Origin of the sequence: Curtobacterium sp. HSID17257 (genome assembly GCF_003989515.1) — a bacterium.
Taxonomy (GTDB): domain Bacteria; phylum Actinomycetota; class Actinomycetes; order Actinomycetales; family Microbacteriaceae; genus Curtobacterium.
Genome location: NZ_RBLU01000038.1, coordinates 1 through 17,273, shown reverse-complemented (window position 1 = coordinate 17,273; position 17,273 = coordinate 1). Strand labels below are relative to the sequence as shown.

Annotated in this window: 19 protein-coding genes; 1 reads left to right on the top strand and 18 read right to left on the bottom strand. The window is 70.4% G+C overall.

The window, feature by feature from the left end; genetic code table 11:
* Positions 1 to 63 precede the first annotated feature (63 nt).
* From D8M35_RS08215 to D8M35_RS08150, 15 genes are all read right to left on the bottom strand, one after another.
* On the bottom strand, positions 64 to 885 hold the full coding sequence (locus tag D8M35_RS08215; protein WP_238638150.1) for a PP2C family serine/threonine-protein phosphatase: 822 nt from the start codon (positions 883 to 885) through the stop codon (positions 64 to 66).
* 52 nt (positions 886 to 937) lie between these two features.
* Positions 938 to 1,639, bottom strand: coding sequence for an FHA domain-containing protein (locus D8M35_RS08210; protein WP_161972626.1), 702 nt, complete (start codon positions 1,637 to 1,639; stop codon positions 938 to 940).
* A 2-nt stretch (positions 1,640 to 1,641) separates the two neighbouring features.
* Positions 1,642 to 2,250: a hypothetical protein gene (locus D8M35_RS16575; RefSeq protein ID WP_161972625.1), complete on the bottom strand. Its 609-nt coding sequence runs from the start codon at positions 2,248 to 2,250 to the stop codon at positions 1,642 to 1,644.
* A 121-nt stretch (positions 2,251 to 2,371) separates the two neighbouring features.
* On the bottom strand, positions 2,372 to 3,133 hold the full coding sequence (locus D8M35_RS08205) for a YaaA family protein (protein ID WP_126891411.1): 762 nt from the start codon (positions 3,131 to 3,133) through the stop codon (positions 2,372 to 2,374).
* Positions 3,134 to 3,138: 5 nt separating this feature from the next.
* Positions 3,139 to 3,402: a F0F1 ATP synthase subunit epsilon gene (locus D8M35_RS08200; protein WP_058729238.1), complete on the bottom strand. Its 264-nt coding sequence runs from the start codon at positions 3,400 to 3,402 to the stop codon at positions 3,139 to 3,141.
* A gap of 1 nt (position 3,403) precedes the next feature.
* Positions 3,404 to 4,858, bottom strand: a complete 1,455-nt coding sequence (atpD, locus tag D8M35_RS08195) for a F0F1 ATP synthase subunit beta (protein ID WP_126891410.1) — start codon at positions 4,856 to 4,858, stop codon at positions 3,404 to 3,406.
* A 48-nt stretch (positions 4,859 to 4,906) separates the two neighbouring features.
* Positions 4,907 to 5,809 (bottom strand): F0F1 ATP synthase subunit gamma, encoded by a 903-nt coding sequence (locus tag D8M35_RS08190; RefSeq protein ID WP_126891409.1) that lies wholly within the window; start codon positions 5,807 to 5,809, stop codon positions 4,907 to 4,909.
* On the bottom strand, positions 5,810 to 7,438 hold the full coding sequence (atpA, locus tag D8M35_RS08185; protein ID WP_126891408.1) for a F0F1 ATP synthase subunit alpha: 1,629 nt from the start codon (positions 7,436 to 7,438) through the stop codon (positions 5,810 to 5,812).
* Positions 7,439 to 7,548: 110 nt separating this feature from the next.
* Positions 7,549 to 8,343 carry a F0F1 ATP synthase subunit delta gene (locus tag D8M35_RS08180; RefSeq protein ID WP_126891407.1) on the bottom strand — a complete coding sequence of 265 codons (795 nt, stop codon included), beginning with the start codon at positions 8,341 to 8,343 and terminating at the stop codon, positions 7,549 to 7,551.
* A 2-nt stretch (positions 8,344 to 8,345) separates the two neighbouring features.
* Entirely contained in the window at positions 8,346 to 8,900 is a 555-nt protein-coding gene (locus D8M35_RS08175; RefSeq protein WP_126891406.1) for a F0F1 ATP synthase subunit B, read from the bottom strand.
* Positions 8,901 to 8,909: 9 nt separating this feature from the next.
* The gene (gene atpE, locus D8M35_RS08170; protein WP_027465781.1) at positions 8,910 to 9,146 is read right to left on the bottom strand and encodes an ATP synthase F0 subunit C; all 237 of its coding nucleotides are present in this window, start codon (positions 9,144 to 9,146) and stop codon (positions 8,910 to 8,912) included.
* A gap of 56 nt (positions 9,147 to 9,202) precedes the next feature.
* Positions 9,203 to 9,988 (bottom strand): F0F1 ATP synthase subunit A, encoded by a 786-nt coding sequence (gene atpB, locus D8M35_RS08165; protein ID WP_111226179.1) that lies wholly within the window; start codon positions 9,986 to 9,988, stop codon positions 9,203 to 9,205.
* A gap of 179 nt (positions 9,989 to 10,167) precedes the next feature.
* A complete protein-coding gene (locus D8M35_RS08160) occupies positions 10,168 to 10,671 on the bottom strand; it encodes a hypothetical protein (protein WP_126891405.1) in 504 nt (167 codons plus the stop codon).
* Entirely contained in the window at positions 10,668 to 11,894 is a 1,227-nt protein-coding gene (locus D8M35_RS08155; protein WP_126891404.1) for an MraY family glycosyltransferase, read from the bottom strand. Before D8M35_RS08155 ends, D8M35_RS08160 begins: the two co-directional genes overlap by 4 nt.
* Positions 11,891 to 12,565: an L-threonylcarbamoyladenylate synthase gene (locus tag D8M35_RS08150; protein ID WP_126891403.1), complete on the bottom strand. Its 675-nt coding sequence runs from the start codon at positions 12,563 to 12,565 to the stop codon at positions 11,891 to 11,893. Before D8M35_RS08150 ends, D8M35_RS08155 begins: the two co-directional genes overlap by 4 nt.
* 37 nt (positions 12,566 to 12,602) lie before the next feature.
* Here D8M35_RS08150 and D8M35_RS08145 point away from each other — a divergent pair, with 37 nt between their 5' ends.
* Positions 12,603 to 13,250: an HAD family phosphatase gene (locus D8M35_RS08145; protein WP_161972624.1), complete on the top strand. Its 648-nt coding sequence runs from the start codon at positions 12,603 to 12,605 to the stop codon at positions 13,248 to 13,250.
* A gap of 37 nt (positions 13,251 to 13,287) precedes the next feature.
* Here D8M35_RS08145 and prmC read toward each other — a convergent pair whose 3' ends face one another.
* The 3 genes from prmC to rho all read right to left on the bottom strand — a co-directional run.
* A complete protein-coding gene (gene prmC, locus D8M35_RS08140) occupies positions 13,288 to 14,124 on the bottom strand; it encodes a peptide chain release factor N(5)-glutamine methyltransferase (RefSeq protein WP_238638151.1) in 837 nt (278 codons plus the stop codon).
* Positions 14,125 to 14,195: 71 nt separating this feature from the next.
* Complete coding sequence (gene prfA, locus D8M35_RS08135; RefSeq protein ID WP_126891401.1) at positions 14,196 to 15,278, bottom strand: peptide chain release factor 1; 1,083 nt, start codon at positions 15,276 to 15,278, stop codon at positions 14,196 to 14,198.
* 3 nt (positions 15,279 to 15,281) lie between these two features.
* Positions 15,282 to 17,273 (bottom strand): transcription termination factor Rho (gene rho, locus D8M35_RS08130; protein ID WP_238638149.1); only part of this gene is annotated, 1,992 nt, incomplete at its 5' end.

Below are 17,273 nucleotides of genomic sequence, written 5' to 3'. Positions count from 1 at the left end.
GCACCACTGTGGACGGCACCCGTCCCCCACTTCGGGGGGCACGACGACCGTGGCCGAGCGCGTTCAGAGTCGCGGCAGCGTGTCCTCGACGTCGGGGTCCTCGGGCGCACCGTCGACCTGCACGACCACGACCGTGACGTTGTCGCGCCCGCCGGCGACGACTGCGTCCCCGACCAGCCGCTCGGCCAGCGCCTGTGCCGTCGGCACCCGCGCGGCGATCCGGGCGATGCCGACGTCGCCGAGTTCCTTCGTGAGCCCGTCGGAGCACACCACGTAGCGGTCGCCGGCGCGCAGCGGCAGCGTCCACCAGTCGGGCTCCGGCGGCTCCCCGAAGCCGACCGCCCGGGTGATGACGTTGCTGTCCGGGTGCTGTTCGGCGTCCTCCGCCCGGAGCAGCCCGGCGTCGACCATCTCCTGCACGACCGAGTGGTCCACGGTCACCCGCCGCAGTGCGCCGGACTCGATCCGGTAGGTGCGGGAGTCGCCGACGTTGAACACGAGCGCAGCCGGCTGTCCGTGGGTCGCGACGAGCGCAACGCCGGTCACGGTGGTGCCGGCACCGAGGGCGTTGCCACCGGCCGCCCGCTCGATGTCGGCCGTGGCGAGCAGCAGGGCCCGCTGGATGTCCTGACGGCTGGTGAACTCGCCGGTCGTGACCTGGTCGAGCCGCCGGACGACCGCGTCGCTCGCCCGGTCACCCGCCAGGTGCCCGCCCATGCCGTCGGCGACGACGAAGAAGGGCGCACCGACGAGGTAGCTGTCCTCGTTGTGGTCGCGACGTCGGCCGACGTCGGTCGCTGCTCCCCAGGAGAGCGTCAGGGGGGTGCCGGCTGCGCCGGGGACGTCGATGGCGTGCTCGGTGGCAGCTCGGCCGAGTTCGGTCACGGTTTCAGGATCGCTCTCTGGGAGTGGAGGGGCGTGCCGGACGGTCGGTCCGTCACGGGGCCGGCGGGAACGGTGGGAGGCCGTCGTCCGGACCGACCCGGAGGTGCGGCGACAGGACCTCGATGACGTTGCCGTCACCGATCTCGACGAGCGTACCCGTCAGGACGACGATCGACGCACCCGCGGCCATCCGGAACGGCGCGCCGCCCGGGGGCCTGACGACGGTGCCGTTCGTGGACCGGAGGTCCTCGACCACGGCGGCCTCGCCGGCGGCGTGCAGGAGCACGTGCGACGACGACACCTGATCGCTCGGCGACGGCACGGGCACGAGGACCGGACCGTCGTCGAGGACGACGCGTGGCGCAGCAGGTCGACGGCCCACCACCAGCGGTCGGTCGAGCCGGACGACCCGGCCGCCGATGCGCACGGACGGGGTCCGCCGACGGACCGAGCCGTCGTCCGAACGCGGTGGTGCCGCAGCCGGCGACGCCCGCTCCGGCGCTGCCGCGGGACCCGCGCCGCCGGGACGGACGCGGAGCACCGTGTCGTCCTCGGCAGGTCCGGTGGCCGATCGGACCCCGCGGGCCGGCCGGATCACCGTCGCTCCGTACGGGTCCTCGTCGAGGACCTCGGCCGGATCCGCGGCAGGCCCGCTGCCCGTCGGTCGGACGTCGGACGCGACGACGCCGGTGGGTCCGGTGCCGGGATGCGCACGGGCCACCGTGTCGTCGTCGTGCACCGGTTCCCGCTCCATGGTCATCCCACCGTAGACGATCCGGTCGACCCCGTGGGCGTTCCCCACGCTGGTCCGTGACCGGAGCGGACGGCGCGGAGGACCAACCACCCGAAGGGGTCGTCCGGGCGAGTGTCCAGGGCGTGCCGCGCCCGGACCTCGGCCCGCGCGGACGATCCGAGCGCCCAGGCGCACCATGCACCCATGGCGAGCGCGCCCGCCGCACCGACCGCCACGTCTCCCCCGACCGCGCCGTCGGCACGCCACGTCCGCCAGGCAGCGGCGCACCGATCGCCCGCCAGCCGGAGTCGCGCGCGGTCCGGCTCCGGGCCCGACCCGCCGAGCGCTGGCGGGGTGGGATCGCGGAACGGGTCGAACGGGACGACCGTCCCGGGGTCCGGGCGACCGCGGGCGGCGAGGAAGCCGACCAACGCGAAGCGGGTCGCGAGTGCGCCGCAGGCCGTCACGACGGCGACGGCCTGCGGACGCGCGAGCGCGTCTGCCACGACCGCGTCGCCGTCCGGCGACGGAGCGACGAGGGCTGCGCAGGCGGCGCGCAGGGTGACCGCGGCGGCGATCTCCCGCGGGTAGCGCAGCTGGGTGGGCTGGTGTCGGTGTCTCGTGGAGGTCATGCACGAGATCGTGACGGGAGCAGCGCCTCCAGACCGTCCCATCCGTGCCGCCTGTGGACGGGGCCGCCCTCGACCACCGCTGTGCAGGACCGACCGGCACCGATCAGCGACCGACCGCGACTCAGACCCGCGCGACCTCGAGGCTCTCCGCCACCAGGTCCCAGCCGTCGTCCGTGCGCTCGATCGCCACGCCGTGCGCAGCCGCCCACCGCAGCAGACCCGCGGTGTCGCCGACCTCGGCACCGGTCCGCGCGAGGAGCGCGGTCAGCCGCCCCTTCGCGGTCTTGTTCCAGTGGTTGAGCGCCCGGCGGCGTCCGCCGTCGTCGACGCTCACCACACGGAGCGTGACCGCGTCACGCACCGGCCCGAGGGCACGGTAGCCCTCGGATCGCAGGTCGAGCACGAGACCGTCGGCGCGCTGACCGAGCGCACCGGCCGACGGTCCGGGCCAGTGCTTCGTGAGTCGCAGCGCGCCCAGCTTCGCGTCGTGCGAGAGCCGGTAGGCGGGGATCCGGTCGCCGGCTCCGATCGGGCCGAACATCGCGGACTGCACCACGACGTGGTCCGTCCACCACCGCCGCGTCGCGTCGTCCGCCCCGGGGGCGTCGAGCGGGTCGTAGAGCACGCCCGTGTACCGCTCGATCGCCGGCAGCGTCGGCGCGGTGTCGAGCTCGAGGTTGCGGAGGCGCTCGGCCACCGACCTCGGGCCGAGCTTCAGAGCCGTCCGTGCCGTGGACTCCTCGGAACTGACGGAGCGGGCCGCGGTGATCACCGCGGCCCGCTCGTCGGACAGTTCCGGGAAGGACAGCGCACCCAGGTCGAGGGTGCGTGCCGGGTCCCCGCCCTCCCGCTTCGTCTCGGACGGCGGGAGGAGGACGGTCAGCCCGGTCAGGACGCCAGCGCGGCCTGCCGCGCCACGATCGTGACCGTGTCGTGCTCGACCGACAGGAAGCCGTCCTCGGCGTCCGCCGTCACCGTCGAGCCGTCGGCCCGGGTGATGCGGACCTGGCCCTGCGCGAGGGTGGCGAGCAACGGCTCGTGCCCCGCGAGGATGCCGATCTGGCCTTCCGTCGTCCGTGCGACGACCATGGTGGCGTCGCCCGTCCAGACCTCACGGTCCGCCGAGACGACGCTCACGGTGAGTGCCGCCATGTCAGCGGTTCTCCTTCTGGATCTGCGCCCACTTCTCTTCGACGTCGTTGATGCCACCGACGTTGAAGAAGGCCTGCGTGGCCACGTGGTCGAACTCGCCGTCGGCGATCGCGCGGAAGGACTCGATGGTGTCCTTGAGCGGGACCGTCGAACCCTCGACACCCGTGAACTTCTTGGCCATGTAGGTGTTCTGCGAGAGGAACTGCTGGATACGACGAGCGCGCTCGACCGTGATCTTGTCCTCTTCGGAGAGCTCGTCGACACCGAGGATCGCGATGATCTCCTGCAGCTCCTTGTTCTTCTGCAGGATCTGCTTGACGCGAGTCGCGGTCTCGTAGTGGTCGGCGCCCAGGTACCGGGGGTCCATGATCCGCGACGTGGAGGTCAGCGGGTCGATGGCCGGGTACAGACCCTGCGACGCGATCTCACGGGAGAGCTCGGTCGTGGCGTCGAGGTGCGCGAACGTGGTCGCCGGCGCCGGGTCGGTGTAGTCGTCGGCCGGGACGTAGATCGCCTGCAGCGAGGTGATCGAGTGACCACGCGTCGAGGTGATGCGCTCCTGGAGCACACCCATCTCGTCGGCGAGGTTCGGCTGGTAGCCCACCGCGGACGGCATGCGGCCGAGCAGCGTGGAGACCTCGGAACCGGCCTGCGTGAAGCGGAAGATGTTGTCGATGAAGAGGAGCACGTCCTGCTTCTGGACGTCGCGGAAGTACTCCGCCATCGTCAGCGCCGACAGGGCCACGCGCAGACGCGTTCCCGGCGGCTCGTCCATCTGGCCGAACACAAGGGCGGTCTTGTCGAAGACACCCGCCTCTTCCATCTCGCCGATGAGGTCGTTGCCCTCACGGGTGCGCTCGCCGACACCGGCGAACACCGACACACCACCGTGGTCCTGCGCGACGCGCTGGATCATCTCCTGGATGAGGACCGTCTTGCCGACGCCCGCACCACCGAAGAGGCCGATCTTGCCACCCTGCACGTACGGGGTGAGGAGGTCGATCGACTTGATGCCGGTCTCGAACATGGAGGTCTTCGACTCGAGCTGGTCGAAGGCCGGGGCCTTGCGGTGGATCGGCCAGCGCTCGGTGATCTCGAGCTTCTCGTCGGTGTTCAGCACGTTGCCGAGCACGTCGAAGACCTTGCCCTTGGTGACGTCGCCGACGGGGACCGAGATCGGGGCGCCCGAGTCACGGACCTCCTGACCGCGGACGAGACCGTCGGTCGGCTTCAGCGAGATGGCGCGGACCAGGTCGTCGCCGAGGTGCTGCGCGACCTCGAGGCCGATCTCCTGCGACGAGTCACCGATGGTGATGGTCGTGAACAGCAGGCTGTAGATGTCGGGGATGGCGTCGTGCGGGAACTCGATGTCGACGACGGGACCCGTGACACGGGCGATCCGTCCGACACCGGGCGCCGACGACGTCTCGACCGCGGTGGTGGCGGTGTCGGTCATGGCGTGTGCCTTCCTGAGGGGTGGTGTCTGTCCGCGAACGTTCGCGGACTACTTCTTCTTCGACGAGAGGGCGTCGGCGCCGCCGACGATCTCGGAGATCTGCTGGGTGATCTCGGCCTGACGCGCGTTGTTCGCGAGCCGGGTGAACTCGTTGATGAGCGAGTCGGCGTTGTCGCTCGCGGACTTCATCGCCTTCTGGCGGGCGGCGTGCTCGGAGGCAGCCGACTGCAGCATGGCGTTGAAGATGCGGCTCTCGATGTAGACAGGGAGCAGCGCGTCGAGGACGGCGTCGGCGTCGGGCTCGAACTCGTACAGCGGCAGGGGCTCACCGTCGGACGGCTCCTCCACACCATCGACGACCTCGAGCGGGAGCAGGCGCACGACCTGCGGCTCCTGGGTCGCCAGGCTGATGAACCGGTTGAAGACGATGTGGATCTCGTCCACGCCGCCCTCCGCCGTGTCCTGGAGGAACTTCGAGACGACGGCGTCGCCGATCTCCTTGGCGGTCGAGAACTCCGGCTGGTCGGTCCCACCGATCCACTGCCGCTCGGACGGACGCTCGCGGAACGCGAAGTACCCGACCGACTTGCGGCCGACGAGGTAGAACACGACCTCCTTGCCCTCGCTGCGGAGCAGGGAGGCGAGCTCCTCGCCCTGCTTGAGGACGTTGGTGCTGAACGCGCCGTTCAGACCGCGGTCGGACGTGAACAGCACGACCGCGGCACGCGTCGACGACTCGGGCTCCGTGGTCAGCACGTGGTCGACGTTCGAGAACGTCGCCACGGCCGACACGGCCCGCGTCACGGCCCGCGAGTACGGGCCGGACGCGGCCATGCGAGCCTGCGCCTTCTGGATCCGCGACGCCGAGATCAGCTCCATCGCGCGAGTGACCTTCTTCGTGGTCTTCGCCGACTTGATGCGCTGTCGGTAGACCCGGACCTGTGCCGCCATCTAGCGACGACCCTTGACGATCTGCTCCTGGTCGACGTCCTCGGCGTCCGCCGCGTCGAACTGCTCCGAGCCGAGCGTCTTGCCGTCGCTCGTCTGGAAGCCCTTCTTGAACGCGTCGATCTCGCGGTCCATCGCGGCGACGGTGTCGTCGCTGAGCTGGTTCGTCTCGCGGAGCGTGGTGAGCACGTCGGAGTTGCGGCGCAGGTGCTCGAGCAGCTCGGCCTCGAAGCGGAGCACGTCGGGGACGGGCACCTCGTCGAGCTTGCCGTTCGTGCCGGCCCAGATGGAGACGACCTGCTCCTCGACCGGGTACGGCGAGTACTGCGGCTGCTTGAGGAGCTCGGTCAGGCGGGCACCGCGGTCGAGCTGACGGCGCGACGCCTGGTCGAGGTCGGACGCGAACATCGCGAACGCCTCGAGCGAGCGGTACTGCGCGAGCTCGAGCTTGAGCGTGCCGGAGACCTTCTTGATCGACTTGACCTGTGCGTCACCACCCACGCGGGACACCGAGATGCCCACGTCGACGGCCGGACGCTGGTTCGCGTTGAACAGGTCCGACTGCAGGAAGATCTGGCCGTCGGTGATCGAGATCACGTTGGTCGGGATGTAGGCCGAGACGTCGTTCGCCTTGGTCTCGATGATCGGGAGACCCGTCATCGAACCGGCGCCGAGGTCGTCGGACAGCTTCGCGCAACGCTCCAGCAGACGGGAGTGCAGGTAGAAGACGTCACCCGGGTAGGCCTCGCGGCCCGGCGGACGACGCAGGAGGAGCGACACCGCACGGTAGGCCTCGGCCTGCTTCGACAGGTCGTCGAAGATGATCAGGACGTGCTTGCCGCCGTACATCCAGTGCTGGCCGATGGCCGAACCGGTGTACGGGGCGAGGTACTTGAAGCCGGCCGGGTCGGAGGCCGGGGCGGCGACGATGGTGGTGTACTCCATCGCGCCGGCGTCCTCGAGCGCACCCTTGACGGAGGCGATCGTGGAGCCCTTCTGGCCGATCGCGACGTAGATGCAGCGGACCTGCTTGTCCTCGTCGCCCGACTCCCAGTTGGCCTTCTGGTTGATGATCGTGTCGATCGCGATGGCCGTCTTGCCGGTCTGGCGGTCGCCGATGATCAGCTGACGCTGACCGCGGCCGACGGGGATCATCGCGTCGATGGCCTTGATGCCGGTCTGGAGCGGCTCGTGGACCGACTTGCGGGACATGACGCCCGGAGCCTGGAGCTCGAGGGCGCGGCGGCCCTCGGCCTGGATCTCGCCGAGACCGTCGATCGGGTTGCCGAGCGGGTCGACGACGCGACCGAGGAAGCCGTCGCCGACGGGGGCCGAGAGGACCTCACCGGTGCGGGTGACTTCCTGGCCCTCTTCGACGCCGCCGAACTCGCCGAGCACGATGGCGCCGATCTCGTCCTCGTCGAGGTTCTGCGCGAGACCGAGGGTCCCGTCCTCGAAGCGGATGAGCTCGTTCGCCATGACGCCGGGGAGGCCCTCGACGTGTGCGATGCCGTCACCGGCGTCGGTGACGTGCCCGACCTCGGCCGTGGAGGCCTTCGTCGGCTCGTAGTTCGAGACGAAGTCCTTCAGGGCATCACGGATCTCATCGGGGCTGATGGTGATGTCTGCCATGGGATTTTCCTTGTTGGTTTCCGGGGCCCTTCGGCTCCGAGAGGGTGATGCTGCCCCGGCGAGGGACAGTTCCCGTTGTGGACTTGGAGGAGTCGGCTTCGACCGTACGCTCAGCCGGCCAGCTGGAGCCGGAGCTCCGACAGGCGCGTGGACACGGTGCCGTCGATGACGTCGCCACCGACCTGCACGCGGACCCCGCCGACGACCGCAGGGTCGACGACCTGGTTCACGCTGACGTCCTTGCCGTAGCGCTCCGCGATGCCGCGGGCGACGCGGGCCGCCTGGCCGTCGGAGAGCGGGGAGGCCGTGATGACCGTCGCGACGACCTTGCCGGCCTGGTCGGCCACGATGCGCGAGGCATCGCGGACGATCTCACCGATGCGGCGGCCACGGGGCTGCTGCACGAGGTGCTCCAGGATCGCGGTGGTCTGCGGCGAGACCTTGGCCCCGACGAGACGCTGGACGAGCGCGCCCTTCTCCGACGGGCTGCCGAGCTTGGTGCCCAGCGCCAGCTCGAGCGCGGCGTCCGAACGGACCGCCGTCTCGAAGGAGAACAGCTCGGCCTCGATCGACGTCTCCGACGACGCGGTGCCGGCGACGGCGCGGATGCCCGCGTCCTCGATGCCGGCGAGCAGGTCCTGCTGCGAGGACCAGCGCGAGCCGGCCACCGCGGTCAGGACCGCACGCGTGACATCGGACTGTCCGGCGAAGACCCGGTCGACGACCGACTTCTTGCCGATCACGTCAGCGGTCGGGTCGGCGAGCAGCCCGAGCAGCTGGGGCGCCCCGGCGATCGCACGTCCGGCGGCGAGGATCTCGATGCCCGCAGCGAGGTCGACAGACCCGCCGAGGTCAGCGAGGACCGCTCGCGTGGACGAGAGTGCGGACCGGGTGGCGCTCCGCATGCTCAGCGCTCCCCGGCCGTCTGGCCCTGGGACGCCTCGAGGTCGGCGATGAAGCGGTCGACGACCGCAGCCGACTTCTGGTCGTCCTTGAGGGACTCGCCGATCACACCGGAGGCGAGGTCGAGGGCGAGGGTGCCCACCTCGCTCCGCAGCGACTGGAGCGCGCTCTGCCGCTCGGCCTCGATCTGCGCCTCTGCGTTGGCGGTGATGCGTGCTGCATCGGCCTGCGCCTGCTCGCGGACCTCGTTGCCGATCGCGGTCGCGTCGGCACGGGCCTGCTCACGGATGCGCGAGGCCTCGGCACGCGCGTCCGCGAGCTGCTTGTTGTACTCGTCGAGTGCAGCGGCGGCCTGCTCCTGAGCGGCCTCCGCCTTCTTGATGCCACCCTCGATGGCCTCGGTGCGCTCATCGAGCATCTTCGTGATGCGCGGCGTCACGACGCGCCACATCACGAGGAAGATGATGACGAAGGCCACCGCGGACCACACGATGTCGTACACCGGTGGGATCAGCGGATTGTGGGTCTCCTCCGCCGCGATGATGAGTGCAGTCTGCATCGAGAAGCCTTAGTTGGTGAAGATGAAGTACGTCGCGATACCGATGAAGGCCAGGGCCTCCGTGAAGGCGATACCGATGTACATGAGGGTCGTCAGACGGCCCTGGAGCTCCGGCTGGCGAGCGACGGACTCGATCGTCTTGCCGACGACGATGCCCACGCCGATGGCCGGACCGATCGCGGCGAGGCCGTAGCCAACCGTTGCGATGTTGCCGTTGATCTCCGCGAGAACGGTCGTTGCGTCCACGTGTTTTCCTTTCGAGTGCGGCCCGACGGATGTCGTGCCGTATGGGGGTCAGTAGGTCAGTGCTCGTCAGCCAGCGCGAGCTGGATGTACACAGCGGTCAGCAGCATGAAGACGTACGCCTGCAGCAGCGCGACGAGGATCTCGAAGAAGCTGAACGCGATGCCGAACGCCAGGGTCCCGACACCGAAGAGCTTGAAGAGGCTCTCGGCGTCGAAGAAGAAGAACCAGGTGGCCGAGAAGAAGAGCACCAGGAGGAGGTGACCCACGACCATGTTCATGAGGAGTCGCAGCGTCAGCGTCACCGGACGGAGCACGAAGGTCGAGACGAGCTCGATCGGCGTCACGATGATGTAGAGGTACCACGGCACTCCGGGCGGGAAGAGCGCGTTGCGGAGGAACGTGCCCGGGTGCTTGCGCAGACCCGCGTAGATGAACGCGACGTAGGCGACGATCGCGAGGATCATCGGCATCGCGATGCGGCTGGTACCGGCGATGTTCATGAACGGGATCAGACCCGTCAGGTTCATGAAGAGCACACCGAAGAAGATGGTGGCCAGGAGCGGCAGGAAGCGCTTGCCGTCCTTCTCACCGAGGTTGTCGAAGGTGTTGCGACGGACGACGTCGAACGCGTACTCGATGAAGGCCTGTCCGCGGTTCGGGACCAGCTTCAGCGCGCGCGTCCCGACGAACGCGAAGACGAGCAGCACGGCCACCGCGAACAAGCGGATGAGGACGATGCGGTCCATCTCGATCGGGGTCCCGGCGAAGAAGATCGGGTCCGGGAAGAACTCGTTGATCGACGGACCATGGAATTCGGCGGCCTTGCTGCTCCCCGCCGCCACGGTGTTGGCCGCGGCGGTGAGGGACAGGGGAAGAGCGTGGGATAGCAGCGCTGTCTCCTGTGTCGGCGCGCGCACACACGGCACGCGATGGTGGACTTTGTGGAGGCTCGTCCGCTCCGAGCGAGGCTCCGGACGCGGACTTCGAGAAGCCTATCAGGTGCGAGAGGCTTCTCGGGCTCTCAGGGGCGGGGGGTGTCGTTCCCAGCGGTGGCGGAGCCGCCGGACGCGGATCCCCCGTCGTCGCCGGGCAGGGAGACACCGATCGGGATGCGGGCCTTCGCGACCGCGACGACGTCGATCACGAGCGAGCCGACGACACCCACGATGATGACGACGGCCAGCACGGGGAAGTCCAGCCAGGCACGGTTGCGCAGCGCGATGAGGACGACCAGGAAGAGCACGAACTTCAGGATCCAGGTCCCCATCACGATGCCGAAGAAGGCACCGGAGATCATCTGTCCCTTCGACACCCGCAGCGCCACGAGCACGGAGACCGCGGTGAGCCCGAGGAACACCACGCTGAGCACGGCGCCGAGCAGGCCCCCGAGGAGCCCGGGCGCCCCCGCGACGACGAGTCCGACGACTCCCCCGACGACGGCCAGGGCGACCGCGAGGACGCCCGCCCAGAGGAGGATCCGGCGGAACACCGGCCGGACGTGGTCGAGGGCGTTCGGTGCGGTCACGAGGGGTCTCCCGGGATGGTTCGGTCGTTGGCGGCGCGGTCGAGCGGATCGAGGCTGGCGTCGACGACGGTGTTCGAGCGGGTGGCCGCCTGCGCGGCGAACTCGGCGCGCTTCCGGCCGAGCGGGGCGAAGGTGGCGATCGCGCAGACCGTGAAGCCCACGGCGACGACGGTGACCACCCAGTACCACTCGACGAACAGGAACAGCAGGCACCCCACGGCGACGGTGGCGGTCCACGCGTAGAAGATGAGCACCGCGTGGAAGTGCGAGTGTCCCATGTCGAGCAGGCGGTGGTGCAGGTGCTTCCGGTCGGCCGAGAACGGCGACTTGCCCGCACTCAGCCGCCGGGTGACGGCGAGCCCGAAGTCGAGGATCGGCACGATCAGGATCGCGAAGGGCAGCAGGATCGGGATGAACGCCGGCAGCAGGGCCTGGCGTGTCGAGATGACGGCGGGGTCGATGTTGCCGGTGACGGAGACGGCGCTCGTGGCCATCAGGAACCCGACGAGCAGCGCACCCGCATCACCCATGAAGAGCTTCGCCGGGTGCCAGTTGAGGACGAGGAAGCCGCAGCAGGCACCGACCAGGACCGCCGTGAGCAACGACGGCAGGTTGAAGAAGAACTCCGTCTGCACGACCACCCGGTTGATGAAGAACGTGTAGAGGAAGAACACCCCGCCGGCGATGATCGCGACGCCGGCGACCAGGCCGTCCAGTCCGTCGATGAAGTTCACCGCGTTCATCACGAGCACCACCGCGAGCACGGTGAAGATCAGGCTCATGTAGGACGAGCCGACCCCGAGCGTGTTGCCGATCGGCAGGGACACGATCGCGACGCCCTGCCAGGCCAGGATGCCCGCGGCGATGATCTGCCCGGCGAGCTTCGTCATCCAGTCGAGGTCCCAGATGTCGTCCGCGACCCCGAGCACCACGATGATCGTGGCGCCCGCGAGCACCGCGATCACGCGCCCGGGCTCCGAGAAGACCAGTCGGAAGTAGTCGGTGCCCGCGATCGACGGGAACAGGAACCACGCCGCCAGCAGCGACACGATCACGCCGAGGTACATCGCGATCCCGCCGAGCCGCGGGGTGGGCGTGCGGTGCACGTCGCGCTCGCGGACCTTCGGGTACCAGCCGTAGCGCAGACCGAGCTTCCACACGGCCCAGCTGCAGACGAAGCTCACCACGGCCGCGATGGCCCCGGCGAGCAGGTAGTACTTCACGTGACGAGGTCGGCTCCGACGACCCGGACGATGTCCTCGTCGGCGATCACCCCGTGCCGGACGATGGTCAACTTCCCGCCGGTCGACAGGCCGGTCGCGTCGACGATCGTGGACCCGGTCGAGGCGGCGAAGCCCTGGTGCACCGCGAGGGGTCCCCCGTCGAGGTACACGGACACGCTGTCACCGAGCATCGACTCGGCCTGGTCGACGTCCATCGCGGCCGGGGCGCCGGTCGAGTTCGCGGACGACACCGCGAGCGGCCCGACCTCCTGCAGCAGTTCGAGGGCGATGCGCGAGTCGGGCATGCGGAGCGCGACGGTCCCGCGGGTCTCCCCCAGGTCCCAGTCGAGCGACGGCTGCGCGCGCAGGATCACGGTCAGCCCACCGGGCCAGAACTCGTCGACGAGGTCGCGCACCTGCTGCGGGATCTCGGTGGCCAGCGCCTCGAGCGTCGGCGGTCCGGGGATGAGCACGGGGGGCGGCGACTGGCGGGTCCGTCCCTTCGCGTCGAGCAGGCGCTGGACGGCGGTCGCGCTGAAGGCGTCCGCGGCGACGCCGTACACGGTGTCGGTCGGGACGACGACGAGTTCTCCCCGTCCGAGCGCGGCACGTGCGAGCCGCATCCCGGTCAGGAGCCCGTCGGGGTCGGTGCAGTCGTATCGGGAGGCCATGACTCGACGATGATAGTGCGCCACAATGGACGGCATCGTGAACGAGACGCCCGCGCCCCGACTCCTGTTCCTGTTCGACATGGACGACGTGCTCGTCCGCTACGACTGGCGGGTCCGCATGGCGGCCCTCGGCGAGTACACCGGGCACTCCTTCGAGGAGCTCCGCCGACGCTGGTGGGACCGCGGCCACGAGTCCCGCGCCGAGGCGGGACACTTCGCCGACGGGGACGCCTACCTCGCCGCCTTCACCGAGGCGATGGGGTGCGCGGTGCCCGAGTCCGACTGGGCCCGCATCCGCGGCGCGGCGATGACGGAACTGCCCGAGCGCGTCGAGGCGGTCCGCATCGCGTCCGAGCACGGGCGCGTCGGCCTGCTCACGAACAACGGTCCGCTCGCCGGCCGGTGGATCGGCCGCTGGGCGCCGTCGCTGCCCCCGCTCTTCGGCGACCACCTCGACACGACCAGCAACTTCGGGGCGCGCAAGCCCGAGCCCGAGGTGTTCGTGCGGGCCCTCGCCCACCACGGCGTCCCGGCCGAGCGCACGTTCTTCGCCGACGACATGCCGGTCAACGTCGAGGCGGCCCGCGGTGTCGGCATCCACGCGGTCCTGGTCGAGGAGCACACCGACCTGCGCGAGGCGGTGCTCGCCTTCGTCGCGGCCCAGGAGCGGGTCGCCACCGCCTGAACCGGCAGGCCGGCCGGGAGGCGCCGGGCGGCTCCGCCTAGCGGGTCGCGGTGGTCGTGCGGTCGCGTCCCGTCAGGTCGACGTGCGTCTCCGGGGACCGGAACCCCCGGCGCGCGATCACGTCGCGCACACCGGCGCCCTGCTGCTCGGCGTGCTCGACGACGAGCAGCCCGCCCGGCACGAGGAGCCGCCAGGCCGTCTCGGTGAGCGCCCGGACGGCGTCGAGGCCGTCCGCTCCCCCGTACAGCGCGAGCGCCGGGTCGTGGTCGCGGACCTCCGGGTCGACGGGCACCATGTCGTCGGGCACGTACGGCGGGTTGGACACCACGACCGACACCGTGCCGTCGAGCTCGGGGAGCGCGTCGGCGAGGTCACCCTCGACGAGCCGGACCGTGCCGCCGTGGGCATCGACGTTGCGGCGGGTCCAGGGCAGTGCCTCGGGAGACCGCTCCACCGCGTACACGACGGCGTTCGGCACCTCGGTGTCCATCGCGATGGCGATCGCACCGCTGCCGGACCCCAGGTCGACCGCGACGGGCGACGGCACCGCGGTGGCCCGGAGCGCGTCGATGCCGAACTGCACGACGCCCTCGGTCTCGGGCCGGGGCACGAACACGCCCGGTCCGACCGCGAGTGTCAGCGCGCGGAAGTGGGCCTGCCCGGTGATGTGCTGCAGCGGTTCGCGCGTGACGCGGCGGGCGACCGCGTGGCGGAAGCGCTCGACGTGTCCCGGGGCGATCGCTCCCCCGGTCATCGCCCGCGCCTGCACCGCGCCCCGGGAGGTGTCCGTCGCCCACGCGAGCAGCAGCTCGGCGTCCACGCGCGGCGTCGGGACGCCGGACGCCACGAGCGCCGCGGTCGCCTGGTCGAGCAGGCGATCCGCGGCGGACGGGACGGGCGGGACGGGGGCGACCAGGGCCTCCCGTCCGTCCGTGGGTCCGTCGGTCACGCGTCCTGGTCGCCGATGGCGGCCAGGCGTGCCTCTTCGTCCGCCTGGATGGCAGACCGGACGACGGGCTCGAGCGCACCGTTCATCACGCGGTCCAGGTCGTACGCCTTGTACCCGGTGCGGTGGTCCGCGATGCGGTTCTCCGGGAAGTTGTACGTGCGGATGCGCTCCGAGCGGTCCATGCCGCGGATCTGCGACTTGCGCGCGTCCGAGGCGATGGCGTCGAGCTCCTCCTGCTGCCGGGCGAGGATGCGGGCGCGCAGGACGCGCATGCCGGCCTCGCGGTTCTGCAGCTGGGACTTCTCGTTCTGCATCGCCACCGTGATGCCCGTGGGCAGGTGGGTGATGCGGACCGCGGAGTCGGTGGTGTTGACGGACTGACCACCGGGGCCGGACGACCGGTAGACGTCGATCTTGAGGTCGTTCTGGTTGATCTGGACCTCCTCGGGCTCGTCCACCTCGGGGAAGACGAGCACGCCGGTGGTCGACGTGTGGATGCGTCCCTGCGACTCGGTGGCCGGCACGCGCTGCACGCGGTGCACGCCGCCCTCGTACTTCAGGTGCGCCCAGACGCCCTGCGACGGGTCGGTCGCGTTCGACTTGATCGCGACCTGGACGTCCTTGTAGCCGCCCAGGTCGGACTCGGTCCGCTCGAGGAGCTCGACCTTCCAGCCCTTCGCCTCGGCGTAGTGCGAGTACATGCGCAGGAGGTCGGCGGCGAACAGCGCGGACTCCTCGCCGCCCTCGCCGCCCTTGATCTCCATGATGACGTCACGGCCGTCGTCGGGGTCGCGCGGGATGAGCAACCGACGGAGGCGCTCCTGGCGCTCCGTCAGCTGCTCCTCGAGCGCGGGGACCTCGTCGGCGAACGACTCGTCCTCGCGGGCGAGCTCCTGGGCGGCGGCGAGGTCCTCCCCCGCCGCCTGCCAGGACTCGTACGCCGCCTTGATCTGGCTCAGCTCGGCGTACCGCCGGTTCACCTTCTTGGCACGGGCCGCATCGGCGTGGAGCGCGGGGTCCGACAGCTGCTGTGTCAGGTCCTCGTGTTCCGCCAGCAGCCCCGCTACCGACTCGAACACGCGTTACTCCTGGTGGCCGTCGTGGCGACCGCCGGTCGTGGGGACCGACTTCTGCACCTGGACCAGGAACTCGACGTTCGACTGCGTCTCCTTGAGGTTGCGGAGGACGACGTCGAGCGCCTGCTGCGGGTCGAGCCCGGCGAGGGCACGACGCAGCCGCCACGTGATCTTGACCTCGTCGGCGGAGAGCAGCTGCTCCTCGCGGCGCGTGCCCGATGCGTTGATGTCGACGGCCGGGAAGATCCGCTTGTCGGCGAGGTGCCGGTTGAGGCGGAGCTCCATGTTGCCGGTGCCCTTGAACTCCTCGAAGATGACCTCGTCCATCTTGGAGCCGGTCTCGACGAGCGCGGTCGCGAGGATGGTCAGCGAGCCGCCGTCCTCGATGTTGCGCGCGGCGCCGAAGAAGCGCTTCGGCGGGTACAGCGCAGCGGAGTCGACGCCGCCGGACAGCACGCGGCCCGAGGCCGGCGTCGCCAGGTTGTAGGCGCGACCGAGGCGGGTGATCGAGTCGAGGAGCACGACCACGTCGTGGCCCAGCTCGACCAGGCGCTTCGCGCGCTCGATGGCGAGCTCGGCGACCGTGGTGTGGTCCTCGGCCGGACGGTCGAAGGTCGAGGCGATGACCTCGCCCTTCACCGAACGCTGCATGTCGGTGACCTCTTCGGGTCGCTCGTCCACGAGCACGACCATGAGGTGCGCCTCGGGGTTGTTCTTGGCGATCGCGTTGGCGATGGCCTGCAGCACGACGGTCTTGCCGGCCTTGGGCGGCGAGACGATGAGGCCACGCTGACCCTTGCCGATCGGTGCGACGAGGTCGATGATGCGCGTGCTGAGCTTCGCCGGCTCGGTCTCGAGGCGGAGGCGCTCGTTCGGGTACAGCGGGGTCAGGTCGTGGAACTCGACGCGGGCTGCTGCCTCGTCCGCGGTCTGGCCGTTGACCGAGTCCACCTTGACGAGCGCGTTGTACTTCTGGCGCGCCTGCTGCTCGTTGTCACGCGGCTGCTTGATGGCGCCGACGATCGCGTCGCCCTTGCGCAGGTGGTACTTCTTCACCTGGCCGAGGGACACGTAGACGTCGCTCGGGCCCGGCAGGTAACCGGTCGTGCGGACGAAGGCGTAGTTGTCGAGGACGTCGAGGATGCCCGCGATCGGGATGAGGACGTCGTCCTCGGTGATCTCCGGCTCGAACTCGTCGTTCTGGCCACCACGGCCGCGCTTGCGGTCACGCTGGCGACGACCGCGACCGGTCTCGGCCTCGTCGCCGTGCTGGCCGTTCTGCTGCTGGCCGTTCTGCTTCTGCTGGCCGTTCTGCTGCTGGCCGTTCTGCTTCTGCTGACCGTTCTGCTGGCGGTCGTCCTGCTTGGCGTCGCCGGACTTCTGCTCGTCCTGCTTGCCGCCCTGCTTCTGCTGCGAGGCGTCCTGCTGGCCGCCGTTCTGCTGGCCGCCGTTCTGCTGGCCGCCGTTCTGCTGCTCGGCACCCTCGGCGTTCTGCCCGCGACCACGACCGCGACCACGGCTGCGACGACCGCGGCGCGAGCCGCCCTCGCCCTGCTGGTCGGCCTGGTCGTCCTGCTCCGGGGCGGACGTGGGCTGCTCGGTCGAGGCCGCGTGAGCCTCCTGGCTGGCGTCCTGCTGCGTCTCGTCCTGCTGGGCCGGCTGTGCCGTGTCCTGGCCACCGCGACGGCCGCGACGACGGCCGGACTGCGCGGCCTCCTCGGCGTCCTTCTCGGCGCGGACCTGGTCGAGACCCGCGAGCAGGTCCTCGGTGCCGGTGTGGCCGTGGTTGGTGTGCTCGGCAGCCGAGGTCGGCGCGGCGCTCACCGTGCCGGCCGAGGATGCACGACGCGAACGGCGACCGCGGGGCTCGGCGACCTGCTCGGTCGTCTGCTCGGGTGCCTGCTCCGTCGCCTGCTGTCCGGCGGCGGCGTCGGCTGCCGGCGAGGTCGCCGGGGCGGCGAGGGTCGGCTGCTCGGTGGGGGCGTCCTGCTCGGCGGA